We start from the raw sequence: 20,774 nt of genomic DNA, 5'->3' as shown, positions 1-20,774 counted from the left end.
TGTCCCGGTCCGGCGCCGTCGTTCGCTCACCGGGAGCGCATCCCGAACAGCCGCCTGCGGCGCAGCTGCGACGGCAGGTGCGGTATCGACGGCGACATATGCCAGGTCGCGCTCGCATCGAGATCGTCCCACGCGTCCGACGCCTCGGGATGCTCGATGCGGAATATCAGCTCCTCGGCGATGCGCTTCGGGTGTTCGAAGAAGGTGAGCCGCCGATGGCTGCCTTGGGTGTAGGTCAGACCCTGCGGATGATAGTAGCGCGACCGGTTGCCTTTGAGGGCGTCGATGAGCAGGTAGGTCGCGTTGACCTGCGGATCGGAGCTGAGGACGATCATCGACCGCCTCGGCGGAGCGAACAGGGCGGTATGAAGGGCCGATCCCAGGCCCGCGATGATCGTCCGGCGCCGGGCCAGCAGCCGGACCTGCTCGTCGAAGGTCAGCGTTTCCGGATAGACGACATCGACACCGGCCCGGCTCAGTGAATCGGCCATCTCGTCTTCGTTCTCGACGCGCTGGACGTAGTCGGCGAGCCGCGCCTTCGACAGGTAGACCGGCCGGGCCTCCGCATCGACCGGGACGCCGTCGAGCGAGGCGCGCCCGACCGCATCCCCGAGGGCGGCCATGACGGGATGAGCGGAGGCCATCTCCCGGAGCGCCGGTGCCGCGACGGTGAGGCGCCGGATCCGAACCGGACGGTCGAAGACCGTGAGATCCGCGAGACGCAGTCCGAGGCGATCGAGGATGTCGGTCACGAAGGGGCGGCCGGCCAGAAGCTCGTGCCCGCCGAAATAGCCGTGGCACAGGAGCTTCGGTCGATCGCCGCCTTCGTCGAGCATCGGCCAGAACCGGGCCAGCGTGTTGACGATGAAATGCCCGTAATGCGGATTGAGCTGGCCGAGATAGAGGTAGTGCTCCTCGGGCGCTTCCTCGATCGGGCCGGACAAGTCCGGTGGCCAGTCGGTCACCTGGTGCTGGAGCTGCCGCTCCGGCCCGAGAAAGTCCACGCTCTCCTCGACGATCCGGCGCTCGGCATCGAACACGCCCCAGGCTCCATCATGGACGAAGGGCAGGTAATGGGCGTTCTCCACCACGCGCAGGCGCGGTGGCTCCTGCGTGATCCGCACCTCGCCCGAGATGCCGAAGGTCCGTTTCAGCGATCGCCGCATGCCCGTCCGCTCTCCATGCCGCTCGCCGGCCGTGCGAATGTCGTTGTTGCGCTTCGAGGTCGGACGTCCAAGTCACGCGTGCAGGTCACGCGTGCAGGTCACGTGTCCAAGTCGTCGTTGGTCGGACCCGTCCGGCGCGCGACGATCGTGTAGCAGGGGCGCGGGGCGCCGAGATGGGTCTGGCGGTGGGCGTGCACGGCGGATTCCGCGAAGCCGAGGATCGCGAGGATTTCCTGCACGGTCTCGGGAGAGAGGCGCCACCACGTACCCCATCCCTCCGGCCGGTGCGCCCGCGGCACGAAGGAGGATTTCCTGCACGGTCTCGGGAGAGAGGCGCCACCACGTACCCCATCCCTCCGGCCGGTGCGCCCGCGGCACGAAGAAGGCCGGCAGACGCGAGGGCCGGGCGAGATCGCGCAGCCAGTGGCGGCGCGATGCCGTCGCGTCGGTGACGATCATCGTCTCGCGGGCGAAGCGCGCCGCGGCATGGAGGCCTCGGAACGGATCCCGCAGGCGGGGGAGCGCATGGTTCAGCACCACGATGTCGGTGGGGCCGATGAGATCCGGAATGGCATAAGCCGTCCCGCGCACCAGCCGGACCCGCGACGCGAGGGTGCGATGGCTGAACCAGTATGCCCGGCCGATCGCGTCGAGATGCTGGTCGAGCCGCTGGCGCGCCGAGGCACCGTCGCGCTGCGGGAAGGGCACGATGTCCCAGGAACCGCCGGCCGATCCGTCGAGACAGATCACCTCCGCCCCCTGCTTCTCCATCTCGAAGCCGAGGAAGCCGCTGTCACAGCCGACATGAAGCACACGCTTGCCGCGCATGGCGACGAAGCCGAGACAATCCTCGACGCCGCCACGCATGTCCCACTGACCGGGCATCGTCCCGTAGACGGGAAGATCGACCGTGTGGGTGAAGAAGCAGCCGTCCAGGCTTTCGATCCGCATGGGCGCGCAGAAGACGTCGCCCGGACGCGTGAGAGAGGCGTACGACATCACTTCCCATGCAGCGCGACGCGGGCAGACCCGCCGGCCGGATCGCGTGGATCCGCGCGATGGCGCTCGGCTTACAACACGAACTGCGGCTCGGAAATCAGGCTCTTGCGTCGGACGAGGCAGGTTCGACGAGGCAAGCGCGAAGTCCGCAAGCCCGGGGAGGAGGCGCGAGCGGCCGGGCCCGTTTGACGACCGGCGGGGACGGGCGACCTCACCCCGCACCTTCCCGTGCCCGCCGAAACCCGCTACGCCTCGCAACACCATGCCGACCCAAACCTCCACGACCGCCCCCTCGCCCGTCGCCGTCGCGGCCGGCTCCGTCCGCTTCGGCAACCACCTGCCGCTGAGCCTGATCGCCGGCCCCTGCGCCCTGGAGAGCCGCGGCCACGCCCTCGAGGTCGCCGCCGCCCTCAAGGAGATGACGGCCTCCCTCGGCATCGGACTCGTCTTCAAGTCCTCGTTCGACAAGGCCAACCGCACCTCGGCCGGGTCGAGCCGCGGCATCGGCCTGCCCCAGGCGCTGCCGATCTTCGCCGAGATCCGCGAGACGCTGGGCCTGCCGGTCGTCACCGACGTGCACGAGGCCGGCCACTGCGCCGCGGCCGCGGAGGCCGTCGACGTGCTGCAGATCCCGGCCTTCCTGTGCCGGCAGACCGACCTGCTGCTGGCGGCCGCCGCCACCGGCCGGGTGGTCAACGTCAAGAAGGGGCAGTTCCTCGCCCCCTGGGACATGGCCCACGTGGCGGCCAAGATCACCGGAGCCGGCAATCCCAACGTGCTCCTCACCGAGCGCGGCGCCTCCTTCGGCTACAACACGCTCGTGTCGGACATGCGCGCCCTGCCGATCATGGCGCAGGTGAGCGGCGGCCTGCCGGTGGTGTTCGACGCCACCCACTCGGTGCAGCAGCCCGGCGGCCAGGGCGCCACCTCCGGCGGCCAGCGCGAATTCGTGCCGGTGCTCGCCCGCGCCGCGGTGGCGGTGGGGGTCGCGGGCGTGTTCATCGAGACCCATCCCGATCCCGACCGGGCGCCTTCCGACGGGCCCAACATGGTGCCCTTGCGCCAGATGCCGGCCCTGCTCGCCGAACTGCAGGCCTTCGACCGTCTCGCCAAGGCGAGATCCGTGGAAAGGGCCGGCGGCTGACGGGGCGGCGGCGATGCAGGCCGCGCAGACATCGCAGCACGAGTCGCCCTCCCGCCTGATCGCGGTCCTGGCCGCCGGGGGCTTCGCCAGCACCTTCGCCGGACGGGTGGTCGAGCCGCTGGTCGGCGTGCTCGCCCGCGACCTCGCGAGCCCGCCCGCCACCGTGGCACTCCTCTCCACCGCCTTCGCGCTACCCTACGCGCTGATCCAGCCGGTGCTCGGGCCGGTCGGCGACGCGCTCGGCAAGGAGCGGGTGGTGGTGGCCTGCCTGTTCGTGCTGACCCTGGCGCTGGCGGCCTGCGCGTTCACCGGCGACATCGGCACGCTGTTCGGCCTGCGCATGGTCGCGGGCGCGGCGGCCGGCGGGGTGATCCCGCTCTCGCTCGCCATGATGGGCGACCGCATCCCGATGGAGCGGCGCCAGGTCGCGATCGGCCGCTTCCTCGTCGCGGTGATCCTCGGCCAGCTCTCCGGCTCCACCGTGGCCGGGCTGATCGAGGGCGCGATCGGCTGGCGCGGGGTGTTCTGGCTCGCCGCCGGCGTCGGGGCGGTCGGGCTCGCGGGCGTCGCCCTCGGCTTCGCCCGGCGCCTGCGCGCCGCGGGCGGCCGCTTCGCCCTCGCGCCGGCGCTGGCGCGCTACCGCACCATCCTGCGCAACCCCCGCGCCCGGGTGCTGTTTTGCGCCGTCTTCGTCGAGGCGATCGCGGTGTTCGGCATCTTCCCCCACCTCGCCCACCTGATCGAGGCGCGCGGCGAGGGTGGGCCCAAGGAGGCCGGGCTGGTGCTGGCGGGCTTCGCCGCCGGGGGGCTCGCCTATTCCCTCACCGTCGGGCTGCTGCTGCGCTTCCTCGGCCAGACCCGGATGCTGATGGCGGGCGGCGCGGTCTCGGGCGGTGCGCTGATGGTCGTCGGCCTTGCCGGCTCGTGGCAGGCCGACGCGGCGGCGCTCGTGGCGCTCGGCCTCGGCTTCTACATGCTGCACAACACCTTCCAGGTGCAGGTGACCGAGGTGGCGCCGGAGGCCCGGGCCTCGGCGGTGGCGCTCCACGCCTTCTCGTTCTTCTGCGGCCAGGCTCTCGGCGTCGCGGTGATGGGCTTCGGGCTCGAAGCCCTCGGCCAGCTGCCGGCGCTGGCTCTCTGCGCCGCCGCGATCCTGGTCCTTGGGCTCGTCACCGCGCGGCGCTTGGCCCGCGCTGGCTGACGATCCCGGCTGACGATCCGGCAGGGCGACAAGTTCAGCTGGAATTCAGGTGCCGGGCGCGAGGATCAGTGCCAGTCACGCCGCGCCGTCGCGGCTGCCGGGTTCATGATCCCGCGCGAGCCGGACGGGCTGACCCGGCGGAACGATTGCGGGAACTCTTCCCGGCCGAGGTCGTTATCCGGGTCATATGGCTTGAACGAAAGCAGGAGATCAACGATGCGCAAGCTGGCGATCATTCCGGCCCTCGCCGTCGCCCTTGGTGCCATGTCCACTGTCGCGCCCTCGCCGGCGCAGGCCCAGGGTTGGCGCGGTCACGGCTACGGCCATGGGGGGTACGGGCATGGCTATGGCCGCGGCTATGCCGGCCGGCCCTACGCCTACGGTGCGCGCCGCCGCGGCATCTCGCCGGGCGCCGCCGTCGGCCTCGGCATCGCGGGTGCGGCGGTCGGTGCGATCGGCGCCGCAGCCGCGGCCGATGCGGCTCGCCGCAACGGCTACGGCTATTACGGCGCTCCGGCCCCGGCCTACGGGTATGGCTACTGAGGCCTGAAGAAAATTCGTCACGGAGAAGGGCGGCCGGGGTGACCCGGCCGCCCTTCTTGCGTTGTCAGCCGCGCGCCCGGTAGGGCGGCACACCCTGGTCGGGCAGCCAGACCGAGGCCGGCGGCGTGCCGGTCTGCCAGAACACGTCGATCGGGATGCCGCCGCGGGGGTACCAGTAGCCGCCGATGCGGAGATACCGCGGCTCGAGCAGCGTCGTCAGTCGACGGCCGATGCCGACGGTGCAGTCCTCGTGGAAGGCGCCGTGATCGCGGAAGCTGTGCAGGTAGAGCTTCAGCGACTTCGACTCGACGAGCCACCGATCCGGCACGTAGTCGATTACCAGGATGGCGAAGTCGGGCTGGCCGGTGACCGGGCAGAGCGAGGTGAATTCCGGCGCGGTGAAGCGGGCGCAGTAATCGGTGTCCGGGTGCGGGTTCGGCACCCGGTCGAGCTGGGCCTCGTCCGGCGAGCGCGGCTGGGCGGTGGGCTGCCCGAGCTGTCGGGCGTGTTCAGTGATGTCTTGGGTCATTCCCGCCCTATAGACCCGCGTGGACCCTCGCGAAACCGCCCGCCCCGCGCAGGACGATCCCGGGCGCCCTCTCCCAACCTCGACGCTCTTCCCCAGTACCCACCCTTGGACGGCTTGCCGCAGGCGGCATCTTGGCCGATAAGCCGCGCGAACGCTCGAAGCCTGCCCGAGAGATCCTCTCATGACCGCGATCACCAACATCGCCGCCCGCCAGATCCTCGACAGCCGGGGCAACCCCACGGTCGAGGTCGACGTGCTCCTGGAGGACGGCTCCTTCGGCCGCGCCGCCGTCCCCTCCGGCGCCTCGACCGGCGCGCACGAGGCGGTGGAACTGCGCGACGGCGACAAGTCCCGCTACGGCGGCAAGGGCGTGCTGAAGGCGCTCGAGTCGGTCAACGGCGAGATCCTGGACGCCATCGGCGGCATGGACGCCGAGGAGCAGGCCGCCATCGACGAGGCGATGATCGAGCTCGACGGCACGCCGAACAAGGCCCGCCTCGGCGCCAACGCAATCCTGGGCGTCTCGCTCGCCGTCGCCAAGGCCGCCGCCGAGGCCTCCGGCCTGCCGCTCTACCGCTACGTCGGCGGCACACAGGCGCGGATCCTGCCGGTGCCGATGATGAACATCATCAACGGCGGCGCGCACGCCGACAACCCGATCGACTTCCAGGAATTCATGATCATGCCGGTGGGCGCCGACTCGCTCGCCGAGGCGGTGCGCTGGGGCGCCGAGGTGTTCCACACCCTCAAGGGCGCCCTGAAGAAGGCCGGCCACAACACCAACGTGGGCGACGAGGGCGGCTTCGCCCCCAACCTCCCCTCGGCCGAGGCGACGCTGGACTTCGTGATGGACTCGATCCGCGCCGCCGGCTTCGAGCCCGGCCGCGACATCGTGATCGCGCTCGACTGCGCCGCCACCGAGTTCTTCAAGAACGGCGCGTACGTCTACGAGGGCGAGGGCCAGACCCGCGACCCCGAGGCCCAGGCCGCCTACCTCGCCAAGCTGGTCGACGCCTACCCGATCCTGTCGATCGAGGACGGCATGTCCGAGGACGACTGGGCCGGCTGGAAGGCGCTCACCGACAGGGTCGGCGACCGCTGCCAGCTCGTCGGCGACGACCTGTTCGTGACGAACGTCGCGCGCCTGTCGGAGGGCATCGCCAAGGGCACGGCGAACTCGATCCTGGTGAAGGTCAACCAGATCGGCTCGCTCACCGAGACCCTGGCCGCCGTCGACATGGCCCACCGCGCCGGCTACACCGCGGTGATGTCGCACCGCTCCGGCGAGACCGAGGACGCCACCATCGCCGACCTCGCCGTCGCGACCAATTGCGGGCAGATCAAGACCGGCTCGCTCGCCCGCTCGGACAGACTGGCGAAGTACAACCAGCTTATCCGCATCGAGGAGGGTCTGGGTTCCCAGGCCCGCTACCTCGGCCGCGGGGCGCTGAAGGTCGGCTGATCGTCCCGGTGGAGGGGCTTGGGCGCCCCTCCCCGCTCACGACGACATCACGCTTTGCAGGCCGCCTCCGGGCGGCCTTTTCGTTGGGCGCGCAGGGCCCGTACAGGCGCGAACACCACGACGTTGCCGGCGAGCACCAGGGCGAAGCCGAGGGCGGCGAGCGGCGTCACCCGGTAGCCCTCGGCGAAGACCGAGATCGTGAGCGCCACGACCGGGAACAGCACGGTCATGTAGGCGGCCTTCTCGGGGCCGATCCGGTGCACCACCGTCAGGTAGGCGGTGAAGCCGATCACCGAGCCGGGGATCGCCAGGTAGAGGAGCGCGCCGACGTAAGGAGGCGACGGATCGAAGCCGAACGGGACCCCGCGCAAGAGCGCGACCGCCGCCACCAGGGCGGCGCCATAGAGCATCCCGTAGGCGTTCACCGTGGCGACCGGCAGACCGTGGCGCTGGTTGCGGGCCGAGACGAGGTTGCCGGCCGAGAAGAACCAGGTGCCGAGCAAGGCGAGGCCGAGGCCCAGGGCCGTGTCCTGGTTGAGCGCGGTGCCCAGGAGCGTGTCCCGGAACAGGCAGGCGATGCCGAGGAGGCCGATCACCGCTCCGGCCAGCACCCGCGGCGCCGGCCGGCGGCGGTGAAACAGGTAGGCATTGGCGACGTTGAAGATCGTGGCGGCCGAGAACACCACCGACACGATCCCGCTCGGGACCGAGCGCGTCGCCAGGTAGAAGCAGGCGAAGTTGCAGGAGAACAGGCAGAGTGCCTGCAGGAGCACGAAGGGCTGGTGCCGCCACGGGATCGGCTTGAGCCGCCCGGCGAGCCCGAGCGCGCAGACCAGGACGGCGCCGGCGAGTGCGAAGCGGTAGGCGATCGACGCCTCGAAGGCGACGAGGCCGAGCTGGTGCTTGATGGCGATCCAGGTCGTGCCCCAGATGAGCACGGTCAGGGCGTAGAGGAAGGCGGTCACGGCTTTTCGGGTTCCCGGGCGGGCTGGATCGAGAGTCCCGGATAGGCGGTCCTGTCCCCGCCGGCTTCCCTGTTCCGGTGGCGGTGTTGTCCATTCTTGGGGCTTTTCTCGGGGCTGTTCGCGCCGTCACGGCCTCGACCCGTTGCCGGAAGCGCCGAGCCACGCCTACGGTCGTGTCGCGACTGCCTCCCCCGGCGCAGATCCTCCTCCTGGCGCAGATCCTCCTCCTGGCGCAGATTCCTGGCGCGAGACCGTGACCGAGCCGAATCCCGACGTCCGCGACGCCCTCACCCGCACCGGCGCGGCGCTCCTGCGCAGCGCCGAGATCGGGCGCGGGCTGTCGCTGGCCGAGTGGCGGAACCGCGACAACCGCGCCCGCTACGACCGCCCGGACCACCATACCCTGAGCCTCTACCTCGAGGGCGGCGAGGGCGTGGTGCGCGAGGACGGCGCCGTGTCGGGCGGCGGGCCGGACAAGCTCTGCCTTCTGCCCGCCGGCCATGAAAGCCGGTGGCTGATCGGCGGTCCCTTGCGGATGGTTCACCTCTACGTCGCGCCGGAGACCCTGGCCTACCAGGCGGTGAGTGCCCTCGACGTCGATCCGCGCACCGTCTCGCTGCGCGAGCTGACCTTCGCGGAGGACCCCGCCACCGCGATGCTGATGCGCGGCGCCGTGCTGCCCCTCGACTGGGCGGCGGGCGCCGACCGGATGGCGCTCGGTGCCGCCTGCCACCTCCTGCTCCACGCCCTCCTGCGGCGCCATGCCGGTTCGGGCGGAACGCGGGCGGTGAAGGGCGGCCTGTCGCCGTCGGTCCGACGCCGGATCGCGGAGCTGATCGAGGCACGGCTCGGCGAGGCCCTGACCCTCGAGGTGCTGGCGGAGGAGGCGGGCCTCAGCACCTTCCACTTCGCCAAGATGTTCAAGGCCAGCTTCGGCCTGGCGCCGCACCGCTACGTGACCGAGCGGCGGATTGCCCGCGCCAAGGACCTGCTGGTGGAAGGACGCGCGAGCCTTGCCGAGATCGCGCTGACCTGCGGCTTCGCCTCGCAGAGCCACTTCACCCGCCGCTTCGCCCAGGCGACCGGCCTCACGCCGGCGGCGTGGCGGGGTGCCGCGTGAGGCTTTGAGCCTTCCTTAACCCTCCCGCCCCATCCTCTCCCGCATGGTAGTCCGTCGTCGCGCCCGTGCCGTCCTGTTGCCGCTCGGCCTCTACGCCGTGTCGATCCTCGTGGTCGGCTACTTCCTGCACGAGGCCGAGAGCGGAAGCCGCGGCCTCGAGGCCAAGCGGGCCCTGAAGATCCAGGCCTACAACCTGCAGCAGGAGCTCGACGCCACCAAGGCCGACCGGGCCGAGTGGGAGCGGCGCGTGGCCCTCCTGCGCAGCGACCAGATCGACCGCGACCTCCTGGAGGAGCGGGCCCGGGTGGTTCTCGGCCGCGTCCACCCCAACGACGTCGTCATCATCAACCCTTGAGGCCTGAAGGCTGCCGAGGCAGCGGCTTTCCGTCCCGAACCGCTCGATTTGCGCGACGTCCTGCCCTAAGAACTCTCCCACAAAGGTAGCAGCCGGGAGGGTGCCGATGGATGCCGCGAAAGAGGCGCGCCGCGGGAGCGACAAGACCCGCGAGAAGGCGGCCCCGCCGCCCTCGGCCTCGAACGTGCCGGCCTTCAGCCGGGACGAGGACCTGCACGCCTATCGCGAGATGCTGCTGATCCGCCGCTTCGAGGAGAAGGCCGGCCAGCTCTACGGCATGGGCCTGATCGGCGGCTTCTGCCACCTCTATATCGGCCAGGAAGCGGTGGTGATCGGGGTCCAGATGGCCTCGAAGGACGGCGACCAGGTCATCACCGGCTACCGCGACCACGGCCACATGCTGGCCTGCGGCATGGAGCCGAAGGGCGTGATGGCCGAGCTGACCGGCCGCAAGGGAGGCTATTCCCGCGGCAAGGGCGGCTCGATGCACATGTTCTCCCGCGAGAAGAACTTTTATGGCGGCCACGGCATCGTCGGGGCGCAGGTCTCGCTCGGCACCGGCATCGGCTTCGCCAACAAGTACCGCGGCGACGGCGCGGTCAGCCTGACCTACATGGGCGACGGCGCGGCCAACCAGGGCCAGGTCTACGAGAGCTTCAACATGGCGCAGCTGTGGAAGCTGCCCGTGGTCTACGTGATCGAGAACAACCGCTACGCCATGGGCACCTCGGTCTCGCGGGCCTCGGCCCAGACCGACTTCTCGAAGCGCGGCGTCTCCTTCGGCATCCCGGGCGAGCAGGTCGACGGCATGGACGTGCGCGCCGTGCGCGAGGCGGCGACCCGCGCCATCGCCCATGCCCGCGACGGCGAGGGTCCCTACATCCTCGAGATGCAGACCTACCGCTACCGCGGCCACTCGATGTCCGACCCGGCCAAGTACCGGACCAAGGACGAGGTCGCCCGCATGCGCGAGGAATCCGACCCGATCGAGCAGGTCCGCAAGCGCCTGCTCGGGCCCCACAAGGTGCCGGAGGACGAGATCAAGGCGGTCGACGCCAAGGTGCGGGAGATCGTGAACGAATCGGCGGACTTCGCCACCAGCGACCCCGAGCCGGATCCCTCCGAGCTCTGGACCGACATCCTGCTCTAGCGCGCTGCTCTGGCTCCCCCGGCTGTCCGCGGCGGCGCGGACGGCTTCGCCCCTGGCCGGCGCCCGACCCGGCGCGCCCCTCTCCCGGATCGACAGAGTCCCCCATGCCGACCGACATCCTGATGCCCGCCCTCTCGCCCACGATGGAGCAGGGCAAGCTCGCGAAGTGGCTCAAGAAGGAGGGCGACCCGGTCAAGGCCGGCGACATCCTGGCCGAGATCGAGACCGACAAGGCGACCATGGAGGTCGAGGCGGTCGACGAGGGCGTGCTCGCCAAGATCCTGGTCGCCGACGGCACCGACAACGTCGCGGTCAACACTCCCATCGCGGTGCTCGCCGAGGAGGGCGAGGACCCGAAGGGCGTCCAGGCCGGCGGCTCCAAGCCGAACGGCAAGGGTGAGGCCCAGAAGGCCCCCGCCCCCGACATGCAGGCCGAGGGCCAGGCCGAGCGCCCCGCCCCCGCCGCCAAGACCGGTGACGACAAGCCGGTCGAGAAGCCCGCTTCTCCCGCGGTGATCACCAACCGCAGCGACGACCGGGCGATGGCGGAGATCCCCGAGGGCACCGAGATGGTGACCCAGACCGTCCGCGAGGCCCTACGCGACGCGATGGCGGAGGAGATGCGCCGGGACGACAACGTGTTCGTGATGGGCGAGGAGGTCGCCGAGTACCAGGGCGCCTACAAGATCACGCAAGGGTTGCTGCAGGAATTCGGGCCTAAGCGCGTCGTCGACACCCCGATCACCGAGCACGGCTTCGCCGGCGTCGGCGTCGGCGCGGCGTTCACGGGGCTCAAGCCCATCGTCGAGTTCATGACCTTCAACTTCGCCATGCAGGCGATTGATCAGATTATCAACTCGGCGGCCAAGACCCTGTACATGTCCGGTGGCCAGCTCGGCTGCCCGATCGTGTTCCGCGGCCCCAACGGCGCGGCGGCCCGCGTCGCGGCCCAGCACAGCCACGACTACGCCGCCTGGTACTCCAACGTGCCGGGCCTCAAGGTCGTGATGCCCTACACCGCCTCCGACGCGAAGGGCCTCCTGAAGAGCGCCATCCGCGACCCGAACCCGGTGGTCTTCCTCGAGAACGAGATCCTGTACGGCCAGTCCTTCCCGGTGCCGAAGCTCGACGACTTCACGGTGCCGATCGGCAAGGCCAAGGTCCACCGCGAGGGCAAGGATGTGACGATCGTCTCGTTCGGCATCGGCATGACCTACGCCCTCAAGGCCGCCCACGAGCTCGCCGAGGCCGGGATCGACGCCGAGGTGATCGACCTGCGCACGATCCGGCCGATGGATTCCGAGACGGTGGTGGCGTCGGTGAAGAAGACCGGCCGCTGCGTCACCGTCGAGGAGGGTTTTCCGCAATCCGGCGTCGGCGCCGAGATCGCCGCGCGGCTGATGGTCGACGCCTTCGACTACCTCGACGCTCCGGTCCTGCGCATCACCGGCAAGGACGTGCCGATGCCCTACGCGGCGAACCTGGAAAAACTCGCCCTGCCGAATGTCGCCGAGGTGATCGAGGCGGCCAAGGCGGTCTGCTACCGGTGAGCGGCACGGGGATGGATGCCATGGCAGAGGACGAACCCCGCTTCGAGGCCCTCGACATCCCGCCCGATGCTCTGGAGCAGGGCGGCATCGAGGTGCTGCGCGCCGCCGTGGTCGACGGCGCAGTGAGCGTCGCGCTCCGCCGCTCCTTCGACGACCCGGCGACCTGGGGCCGGTTCCTCATCGACCTCGCCCGCCAGGCGGCGCAGGTCTATGCCCGCGAGACCGAGCTGTCCGAGGAGGAGGCCTTCGCGCGCATCCGCGCCGGGATGGAGGCCGAGAGCCTCGATCCCGAGAGCTTCAACTGAGGCCCCGATGGCCGGGGCCGCGCCGCGTTGGGCCACCTACGCCGATCTCGAGGCGGTGCCGGACCACCTCGTGGCCGAGATCGTCGACGGGGTGCTGGAGACGCACCCGCGGCCCCGGCCGCGGCACGGCGCCGCCGCTGTCGAGCTTGCCTCGGAACTAACCCCGCCGTTCCGGCGCGGCCGCGGCGGCCCGGGCGGCTGGATCTTTGTCATCGAGCCCGAGCTGCATCTCCGGCCGCACGTGATCGTTCCCGATCTCGCCGGCTGGCGCCGCGAGCGGCTGCCGGCCGAGCCGGAGACCACCTACATCGAGACCCCACCGGATTGGGTCTGCGAGATCCTGTCCCCCTCCACCGCCCGGCTCGACCGCGGGCCGAAGCGGCGGATCTACGCCGAGGCCGGCGTGAGCCATCTCTGGCTTCTCGATCCCACGGACGGCGTGCTCGAAGACTTCGCCCTCACGGGCGGCCGCTGGCTGCTGCTCGGCACCGTCGAGCGCGGCGAGGCGGTGGCGCTGCCGCCCTTCGACGCCGTCTCTTTTCCGTTCGACGACCTGTTTCCCTTCGATTCTCCGCCTTTCGACGATCCGGCCGCCCCTCCTCCCGCCGAGACCTGAATCCATGCCGATCAACGTCCTGATGCCCGCCCTCTCGCCCACGATGGAGAAGGGCAACCTCGCCAAGTGGCTCAAGAAGGAGGGCGACGCCGTCAAGTCGGGCGACATCCTCGCCGAGATCGAGACCGACAAGGCGACCATGGAGGTCGAGGCGGTCGACGAGGGCGTGCTCGCCAAGATCGTGGTGCCAGAGGGCACTGCCGACGTGCCGGTCAACGACCTGATCGCGCTCATCGCCGAGGAGGGTGAGGATCCGGGGAGCGTGCAGGCCGGCGGCAACGGGCAGGGCAAGAAGGCCGAGGCTCCCGCGAAGGCCGAGAAGCCCGAGGCCGGCAAGGTTGCGGATGGGAAGCCGCAGGTGCCCGCCGGCAACGAGACGCCCGGCGGCGGCACGATGTCGTACGAGCGGGTCGACACGGCGCCGGAGGGCGCGAAACCGGCGGCGGGCGACAAAGCGACCGGCAAGCCGAACGGCGCGGCCGCGCAGGCATCCGGCGGGCGCCTGTTCGCCTCGCCTCTCGCCCGCCGCATCGCCAAGCAGGAGGGCCTCGACCTCGCCGCGGTGACCGGCTCGGGCCCGCACGGCCGGATCATCGAGCGCGACGTCCGCGCCGCCCTCGAAGGCGGGACGGCCAGGCCGGCGCCGCAGGCCGCCAAGGAGGCCCCCGCCTCCGCCGCGAAGCCCGACCCGGCGCAGCCTCCGAAGCCCACTCCTGCCGCTCCGCCGGCCGGCCTCACGGCCAAGCAGGTGATGGGAATGTTCGAGCCGGGCTCCTACGAGGAGGTGCCCCTCGACGGCATGCGCAAGACCATCGCCAAGCGCCTGGTCGAATCGAAGCAGACCGTCCCGCATTTCTACCTCTCCCTCGACGTCGAGCTCGACGCGCTGCTGGCCTTGCGCGAGCAGGTCAATGCCGGGGCGACGAAGGACAAGGAGGGCATGCCGGCGTTCAAGCTCTCGGTCAACGATTTCGTCATCAAGGCGCTGGCGCTCGCCCTGCAGCGCGTGCCGGCGGCGAATGCCGTCTGGGCCGAGGACCGGATCCTGCGTTTCCGTCACTCGGATGTCGGCGTCGCGGTGGCGATCGACGGCGGGCTGTTCACTCCGGTGATCCGCCGCGCCGAGCAGAAGACCCTCTCGACCCTCTCGGCCGAGATGAAGGACCTCGCCGCCCGCGCCCGCACCAAGAAGCTGAAGCCCGAGGAGTACCAGGGCGGCACCACGGCCGTGTCGAATCTCGGCATGTTCGGCATCAAGTCGTTCGGCGCGGTGATCAACCCGCCCCACGGCACCATCCTGGCGGTCGGCGCCGGCGAAGCCCGGGTGGTGGCGAAGAGCGGCGCTCCGGCGGTGGTCCAGGCGATGACCGTCACCCTCTCCTGCGATCACCGGGTGGTCGACGGGGCGCTCGGCGCCGAGCTTCTCGCGGCCTTCAAGGGGCTGATCGAGAGCCCGATGAGCATGCTGGTCTGAGAACCGCCCCGCTCTCCCTGGAGACCTGAATGTCCGACACCTACGACGTCCTCATCATCGGCGCCGGCCCCGGCGGCTACGTGGCGGCGATCCGGGCCGCGCAGCTCGGCTTCAAGACGGCGGTGGTGGACCGCGAGCATCTGGGGGGCATCTGCCTCAACTGGGGCTGCATCCCCACCAAGGCCCTGCTGCGCTCGGCCGAGATCTACCATTACATGCAGCATGCCAAGGATTACGGCCTCTCGGCGGACAATGTCGGGTTCGACACGGCGGCGATCGTCAAGCGCTCGCGCGGCGTCTCGGGCCGGCTCAACGGCGGCGTCGGCATGCTGCTCAAGAAGAACAAGGTCGACGTGATCTGGGGCGAGGCCGCGATCGAGGCGGCACCGAAGGGAAACGAGGCCGGCCGGGTCGTCGTGCGGGAGACGAAGCGCGCCGAAGCGCCGAAGGGCGCCAAGGCCGCCGGCACCTATCAGGCCAAGCACATCATCGTGGCGACCGGCGCCCGGCCGCGGGCAATCCCGGGCATCGAGCCGGACAAGAAGCAGATCTGGACCTACTACGAGGCGATGGTCCCGGAGACGATGCCCAAGAGCCTTTTGGTGATGGGCTCGGGCGCGATCGGCATCGAGTTCGCCTCGTTCTACCGCACCATGGGGGCCGAGGTGACGGTGGTGGAACTCCTGCCGCAGATCCTGCCGGTGGAGGACCACGAGATCGCAGCCCACGCCCGCAAGCGCTTCGAGAAGCAGGGCATCAAGATCCTCACCGGCGCCAAGGTGACCAAGGTCGAGAAGAGCGGCGACGCGGTCACCGCCACGATCGAGGCCGAGGGCGGGAAGACGCAAACCATCACGGCCGAGAAGATGATCTCGGCGGTCGGCGTCGTCGGCAACATCGAGAATCTCGGCCTGGAAAAGCTGGGCGTCACGATCGAGCGCGGCATCGTCGCCACGGACGGGCTCGGGCGCACCACCATACCGGGGATCTACGCCATCGGCGACGTCGCCGGCCCGCCGATGCTGGCCCACAAGGCCGAGCACGAGGGCGTGATCTGCGTCGAGACCATCAAGGGCCTGCACACCCACCCGATGGACAAGGGCAAGATCCCGGGCTGCACCTATTGCCAGCCGCAGATCGCCTCGGTCGGCCTCACCGAGGCCAAGGCCAAGGAGCAGGGTTTCGACGTGCGGGTCGGCCGCTTCCCCTTCGCCGGCAACGGCAAGGCGATCGCGCTGGGCGAGCCCGACGGCTTGGTGAAGACGATCTTCGACCGCAAGACCGGCCAGCTGCTCGGCGCCCACATGGTCGGGGCCGAGGTGACGGAGCTGATCCAGGGCTACGTCGTCGCGATGACCCTCGAGACCACCGAGGAGGAGCTGATGCACACGGTCTTCCCGCACCCGACCCTGTCGGAGATGATGCACGAGAGCGTGCTCGACGCGTATGGGCGGGTGATCCACACGTAGGACGGAGTGAGACGAAAAACCTCGCTAGAACATCGACTTAGCTCTAAGATTCTAGCGAGGCAAAGCGACGGCCGTCAACCCTTTGCTGAAGGGGTTTATGGCGGTCCCGTACGCCTCGGTGTGACAGGATTGTGGCATGAAACTGCGTGCTGCCACCATGCCAGGACGTCTGGGTCCCGGGATCAGCCCTATGGAATTGGGCATGGGGCCGTCATCGTTCACCAATCAGTATGACGTTGGTATGACAAACTGATGATTACGTATAGTATTTTCGACGTTTCACATCTGGGGATCGCGGTATCAACCCTACAAAATACTTAAATATCGGGAACTCTCTCTTAGATCATCGGTGGATCAATTATTTGTTTAAAATCTAATGCTATATGTATTAGATATTGATGTGATTGCTGCAGTAAAAACAGCTCTGATCAGTATATAGTTTAGTGACCATTTGTTTTTTGAATTTAAAAGATTATAGCGTCGATTATAATTATAATGGTCGTCTATGACAATGTGTTTTCTAATTCGGTATCAATACAACAACTATGCACGTCCATATGAGGACACCTCGACGGCTGTGACAATCATTAATAATCTAAAAGCCTCAAAGCGGAAGGTCCGAGTGTCATTGCTATTATGGTGGGAAGGTCCTCGATCGTCATTACTATTAATGGCCGCAACGCAGGCCACTGGAATTAATTTTTTTTACCGTACCGCAGGCTAGTTTTATGGTAAAGATTTTTGGCTGAGGCCGAATATTCACAAATAAAGCACAAGATAGAATTCCGAATGAAAAGTAATCTGGAGCCCAAGGTTTCACACGCTGACTTGACATTATGCAATTCTCAACTTATATCATCCTGTTGCATGCGAAATTATAAGAAATTATTTAAAATTAACTCTTTACGTGTGGCATAAGATATGACATAAATCGGTGCGTTGGCGGGACGGAACAATCTATTCCCGGACAACATGGTCGGTCGCCGATCTCAGCAAAATTTTTGTTTCATTCAACTTTGCGATCGACGACCATTTATTGGATAAATTGTGATAAAGGATTAGTATTATATGTAAATCTATGTATTCACTAATAGCAACACCCCGCGCGTCGAGTTACAGCGCAAGGAAGATAACCAATCAGATTGTTATGATTAAAGGAAAAACACAAGATGAAAAGCTCAGAATTCTATAATCCCTATCTCAGCAAACGCGTGAAAAATGTGGAGTTATACGATGTATTCAATATAAGAAAAATCAAGACTCTCAAGGAGCTGAAAGATCTATGTTCTGAGCGACTCGAAAGATTTATTAGCGATCTCAAGAAAAAATTATTTGATCATAAAAATTATCAGTTTCTCAGCCTAAGTCAACTCGAGGAACAATTCAACTTGATCGTGACTCTTTCAGAAGGTTTGAAATTGATCAGGTCGTATAGAAAGTGCAAAGATTTCGTAAATATTAATACGAGTATCTACAGATGTCTTGAGCTTGCTAAACAACACTCATGTGATAAGCTGCCATTTGATTCTGCTTGCTTCTCTGTTATGCAAGCAGAATTTATTTCTTACTTCATGACTGGACGCTTGCTTATGCTATAACTAGCTTACATGAAAAAACAGAAGTCTGATATCGTCGGATCGCACGTTCGTCCATGTTCGTGCGATTATATTCCATCCCTGCATAAAACTGCTTAATACTTGTCCAATCATATTCACTGATGCTTGTGGCATGTTTGACAAATCATATTACGAGGATATAAGAAATGATGCGCGATCTACAATTGCTTATTGACCAGGGCTACAGCTTTACACCACTTGTCAAGGGAAGCAAAAGACCTGTATTGCCCAACTGGAACGAAAGAAATCTAACCTTCCATGATTTGCAATTTTATGGACCGTTTCCCCAAAACCATAACGTTGGACTATTGTTAGGAAATGTGTCTAATAAGCTTATTGACATTGACCTAGACCATGTTAATACTATAAATCTAGCTAAGCATTTCTTCCCTGATCCCAATGTCCTATTTGGGAGGGATGGTAAGCCTTGCAGTCACTACCTGTATCGTATCGAGTCTCAGGGTAGAACCATTCGGTTTAAACATCCGGAGACTGGGGCGAGCTTGATCGATCTTCTCGGCGATGGGACACAGGTCGTGTTTCCTGGGTCTGTCCATGTGAGTGGGGAGCAAGTCCGCTTCGAGAGGGGTCAGGATAGCTCCCCTACCCTAGTCTCCTACGATGCCCTGGTGCGTGCCTGTCGCCTCACGTCTGTCGCCGCCCTTCTGATCGAGCGTTGGGACGAGGGACAGCGGCATGCTCTCTCGCTGGCGTTTGCTGGCTTCTGCGCGGCAAACAAAGTGGAGCGGGAGGTTTGTGAGAGGATCGTTGAGGCAGTCTGTCATGAGGCCGGTGACGAGGAGCTGCAGGCTCGCTTGCGAGACATCGGGACCAGCTATGACAGGTTGTCTGCAGGGAGCCCGGTTGCTGGCACAGGACCGCTTATCAGCCTCCTCGATGATAAGACAGTTCGACAGATCCGAGCTTGGCTTTGCGATCGTGAGCAGTCCTCGCAAGCTGTCGCCTCACTGCCCGCTAAGACCTGCTCTGTGATGGATCTCGCGACAGATGCGTCGGCGGCTGAAGCGTTCTCCCGTGCAGTAGCTGAGCAGCTAATCTTCTGCACAGATGATCAAGCATTTTATATGAACACCAGTGGAGTTTATAGACAGGTGCCGAGAGAAACTGTTAATGGCTTGATCCTGCAATTTGGGAAATCAGCTGCAGATAGTGCGAGATCGATCGATGATTATAGGGTGATCAAAGCATTATCGATGTTGCCAAAGATCAAAGCAATTGTGGAGTTGTCAAAGACTCATCTCGCAGTCAGGGCCTCCGAGTTCGATAGCGACGATAATCTTGTTGGATGCGATAACGGTATTCTCGATCTGCGCAATAGTTCGGTATCTCAAGCGCCATCCCGAGTGACAAAGAAATTAGGAGTTAGGTTCGATCCATCTGCAGAGTGCCCCCGATTTGAAGCTTTCATACGGGCAATCTTCGAGTCAAATAACGACAAGATCAGTTTTGTTCAGAGAGCGATCGGCTACACGCTGACAGGCTCTACAAAAGAACAGTGTCTATTTGCGGCTGTAGGTCAAGGCGCGAATGGCAAATCAACTTTGATGAACGTCATCGCAGCATTGATGGGAGACTATGGCAAGTCAACTCCAATGCACGCACTTATGGTCTCGAAATTCGGAAATGATAGAACCGATGATCTTGCTGCGCTGAAAGGTATCCGGTTCGTCTCGGCAATGGAAGGAGAAGCTGGTCAGAGGCTAGCTGTAGCAAAGATCAAGGCGATGACGGGCGGTGACATCATTAGCTGCAGACCACTCTACGGTAATCTATTTACTTATAAGCCGAGCTTCAAGCTGTGGTTAGCAACGAATGACCTACCGCATATATCTGGTTCTGATAATGCGATCTGGAGGCGAATTCACATTATTGATTTTCCTGTCACAATCCCGACGAATGAGCAAGACCGTGACCTGCTCGATAAACTGACTGTTGAAATGCCTGGCATTTTGAATTGGGCATTGGAGGGACTACGTGAATACAATGAGATCGGACTTCGCCCACCTGAGTCGGTTCTTAAAGCAACCAAAGCCTATCGAGCCAATAATGATACCGTTGCACAGTTTGTTGATGCAGCATGCGAGATCGATCCTCATTCGAAGACGATGATGAAGCCGCTTTATGACGCCTACGTGTCATGGTGCGATAATAGTAGTATTGACCCGGTAAGCAATGCTCAATTCGGGAAAGAGCTGACTCGTTTGAATTTTGCATCCTGTAGATTCAAGCAAGGGAATGGTCGCGTCGGTATACGGCTCGCATAGTTACCACTTACCAATAATGGGAAAGGGCTTACACCCTTTCCTCGCTCCGCTCGCGCTGCTTGTCTTAAGGGTGGAGGGTGGAAGTGATATACCCATCTTTTCTATTATAATAATTATTTAAATTGAAAAATTAGGTATCTACATCCACCCTCCCCCTCGGAAAGAGGAAAGAATTGAATGGGATGAGGAGCAGATTCATGCATCACTGATGCAATTTGAGTTTATCACCTTGATATATGGTATTTACTTTCTGTGAGGAGCGTATTATATTAAGAAATACTGATTGGGAAACAAGCGAAAGCCGTTGTTATTGATTGATATGCCGAGTATTATCAAATAATAATCCCTAGAATTCAAGTGTGTACCATTCATTTCAAATCCCCAGTGACTTAATATCACAAAATCTAACAATGAGAGGTAATAATATGAGTATTATTAATAGCACTATCAAAGATGATTTGCGCAGTGACATATCAGAAATATATTACTATGCGATTTGTCATTTCGAACATCAAAGACATCTTATGTGCTCCATTGATCAGGATGATACGGAGTACGTGTCCTTGATAGATGAATATCAAAAGAAAATTAATAATATTGATCTGTTTATTGTCGACAATGCATTCGTCGATGAGCAGGCATATTGCAGACTATTTGACGATGTAAATACAATCATTGATCATATTCATGGGACGTATAACCTTCAAAGTAAATTCTTTATGGACTTCATGGTGTATATAAGAGAGAATCGACATATACTGGTATGCAATTGGTCAGCCCCCATCGGAGTGGTCCGCCCTGAAGTATGGCTTTGAGCCGACGGAG

At 64.3% G+C, this 20,774-nt stretch carries 18 protein-coding genes; 13 read left to right on the top strand and 5 right to left on the bottom strand.

Annotated features, from left to right (window positions below; translation table 11 throughout):
- Positions 1-26: 26 nt before the first annotated feature.
- Both MFF64_RS18215 and MFF64_RS18210 read right to left on the bottom strand, forming a co-directional pair.
- Entirely contained in the window at positions 27-1,166 is a 1,140-nt protein-coding gene (locus tag MFF64_RS18215) for a glycosyltransferase family 61 protein (protein WP_238191830.1), read from the bottom strand.
- Between the two features lie 72 nt (positions 1,167-1,238).
- Positions 1,239-2,165, bottom strand: coding sequence for a class I SAM-dependent methyltransferase (locus MFF64_RS18210; protein ID WP_238191828.1), 927 nt, complete (start codon positions 2,163-2,165; stop codon positions 1,239-1,241).
- A 262-nt stretch (positions 2,166-2,427) separates the two neighbouring features.
- Here MFF64_RS18210 and kdsA point away from each other — a divergent pair, with 262 nt between their 5' ends.
- Positions 2,428-3,309, top strand: coding sequence for a 3-deoxy-8-phosphooctulonate synthase (gene kdsA / locus MFF64_RS18205; RefSeq protein ID WP_099905274.1), 882 nt, complete (start codon positions 2,428-2,430; stop codon positions 3,307-3,309).
- A gap of 13 nt (positions 3,310-3,322) precedes the next feature.
- Entirely contained in the window at positions 3,323-4,510 is a 1,188-nt protein-coding gene (locus tag MFF64_RS18200; protein WP_099905272.1) for an MFS transporter, read from the top strand.
- Between the two features lie 65 nt (positions 4,511-4,575).
- Here the strand turns inward: MFF64_RS18200 and MFF64_RS18195 are convergent, their stop codons facing one another.
- On the bottom strand, positions 4,576-4,746 hold the full coding sequence (locus MFF64_RS18195; RefSeq protein WP_165795797.1) for a hypothetical protein: 171 nt from the start codon (positions 4,744-4,746) through the stop codon (positions 4,576-4,578).
- Between MFF64_RS18195 and MFF64_RS18190 the strand changes: the two genes are divergently transcribed.
- Positions 4,727-5,053, top strand: a complete 327-nt coding sequence (locus tag MFF64_RS18190) for a hypothetical protein (protein ID WP_099905270.1) — start codon at positions 4,727-4,729, stop codon at positions 5,051-5,053. The two genes, MFF64_RS18195 and MFF64_RS18190, sit on opposite strands and share 20 nt — an antisense overlap.
- 64 nt (positions 5,054-5,117) lie before the next feature.
- Here MFF64_RS18190 and queF read toward each other — a convergent pair whose 3' ends face one another.
- Positions 5,118-5,582 (bottom strand): preQ(1) synthase, encoded by a 465-nt coding sequence (queF, locus tag MFF64_RS18185; protein WP_099905269.1) that lies wholly within the window; start codon positions 5,580-5,582, stop codon positions 5,118-5,120.
- A 181-nt stretch (positions 5,583-5,763) separates the two neighbouring features.
- Here queF and eno point away from each other — a divergent pair, with 181 nt between their 5' ends.
- Entirely contained in the window at positions 5,764-7,044 is a 1,281-nt protein-coding gene (gene eno / locus MFF64_RS18180; protein ID WP_099905267.1) for a phosphopyruvate hydratase, read from the top strand.
- A gap of 47 nt (positions 7,045-7,091) precedes the next feature.
- On the opposite strand, the gene MFF64_RS18175 is transcribed toward eno, so the two are convergent.
- Positions 7,092-8,009 carry a DMT family transporter gene (locus MFF64_RS18175; protein ID WP_238191826.1) on the bottom strand — a complete coding sequence of 306 codons (918 nt, stop codon included), beginning with the start codon at positions 8,007-8,009 and terminating at the stop codon, positions 7,092-7,094.
- 253 nt (positions 8,010-8,262) lie between these two features.
- Between MFF64_RS18175 and MFF64_RS18170 the strand changes: the two genes are divergently transcribed.
- The 9 genes from MFF64_RS18170 to MFF64_RS18130 all read left to right on the top strand — a co-directional run bounded on the left by MFF64_RS18170 (position 8,263) and on the right by MFF64_RS18130 (position 19,949).
- On the top strand, positions 8,263-9,129 hold the full coding sequence (locus tag MFF64_RS18170) for a helix-turn-helix transcriptional regulator (RefSeq protein WP_238191824.1): 867 nt from the start codon (positions 8,263-8,265) through the stop codon (positions 9,127-9,129).
- Between the two features lie 43 nt (positions 9,130-9,172).
- Positions 9,173-9,484 carry an FtsB family cell division protein gene (locus MFF64_RS18165; RefSeq protein ID WP_099903903.1) on the top strand — a complete coding sequence of 104 codons (312 nt, stop codon included), beginning with the start codon at positions 9,173-9,175 and terminating at the stop codon, positions 9,482-9,484.
- A gap of 106 nt (positions 9,485-9,590) precedes the next feature.
- Entirely contained in the window at positions 9,591-10,634 is a 1,044-nt protein-coding gene (gene pdhA / locus MFF64_RS18160; RefSeq protein ID WP_099903901.1) for a pyruvate dehydrogenase (acetyl-transferring) E1 component subunit alpha, read from the top strand.
- A 104-nt stretch (positions 10,635-10,738) separates the two neighbouring features.
- The gene (locus MFF64_RS18155) at positions 10,739-12,184 is read left to right on the top strand and encodes a pyruvate dehydrogenase complex E1 component subunit beta (protein WP_238191822.1); all 1,446 of its coding nucleotides are present in this window, start codon (positions 10,739-10,741) and stop codon (positions 12,182-12,184) included.
- 20 nt (positions 12,185-12,204) lie between these two features.
- On the top strand, positions 12,205-12,489 hold the full coding sequence (locus MFF64_RS18150; protein WP_099904470.1) for a DUF5076 domain-containing protein: 285 nt from the start codon (positions 12,205-12,207) through the stop codon (positions 12,487-12,489).
- A gap of 7 nt (positions 12,490-12,496) precedes the next feature.
- Positions 12,497-13,105: a Uma2 family endonuclease gene (locus MFF64_RS18145; RefSeq protein WP_099904464.1), complete on the top strand. Its 609-nt coding sequence runs from the start codon at positions 12,497-12,499 to the stop codon at positions 13,103-13,105.
- Positions 13,106-13,109: 4 nt separating this feature from the next.
- Positions 13,110-14,579: a pyruvate dehydrogenase complex dihydrolipoamide acetyltransferase gene (locus MFF64_RS18140; RefSeq protein WP_099904466.1), complete on the top strand. Its 1,470-nt coding sequence runs from the start codon at positions 13,110-13,112 to the stop codon at positions 14,577-14,579.
- A 29-nt stretch (positions 14,580-14,608) separates the two neighbouring features.
- Positions 14,609-16,048, top strand: coding sequence for a dihydrolipoyl dehydrogenase (lpdA, locus tag MFF64_RS18135; protein WP_238191820.1), 1,440 nt, complete (start codon positions 14,609-14,611; stop codon positions 16,046-16,048).
- A gap of 1,762 nt (positions 16,049-17,810) precedes the next feature.
- Positions 17,811-19,949 (top strand): phage/plasmid primase, P4 family, encoded by a 2,139-nt coding sequence (locus MFF64_RS18130; protein ID WP_238191818.1) that lies wholly within the window; start codon positions 17,811-17,813, stop codon positions 19,947-19,949.
- Positions 19,950-20,774 lie beyond the last annotated feature (825 nt).

Source organism: Methylobacterium frigidaeris, assembly GCF_022179185.1.
Classification (GTDB): Bacteria; Pseudomonadota; Alphaproteobacteria; order Rhizobiales; family Beijerinckiaceae; genus Methylobacterium; species Methylobacterium frigidaeris.
This window is presented reverse-complemented; position numbering and strand designations above follow the sequence as displayed.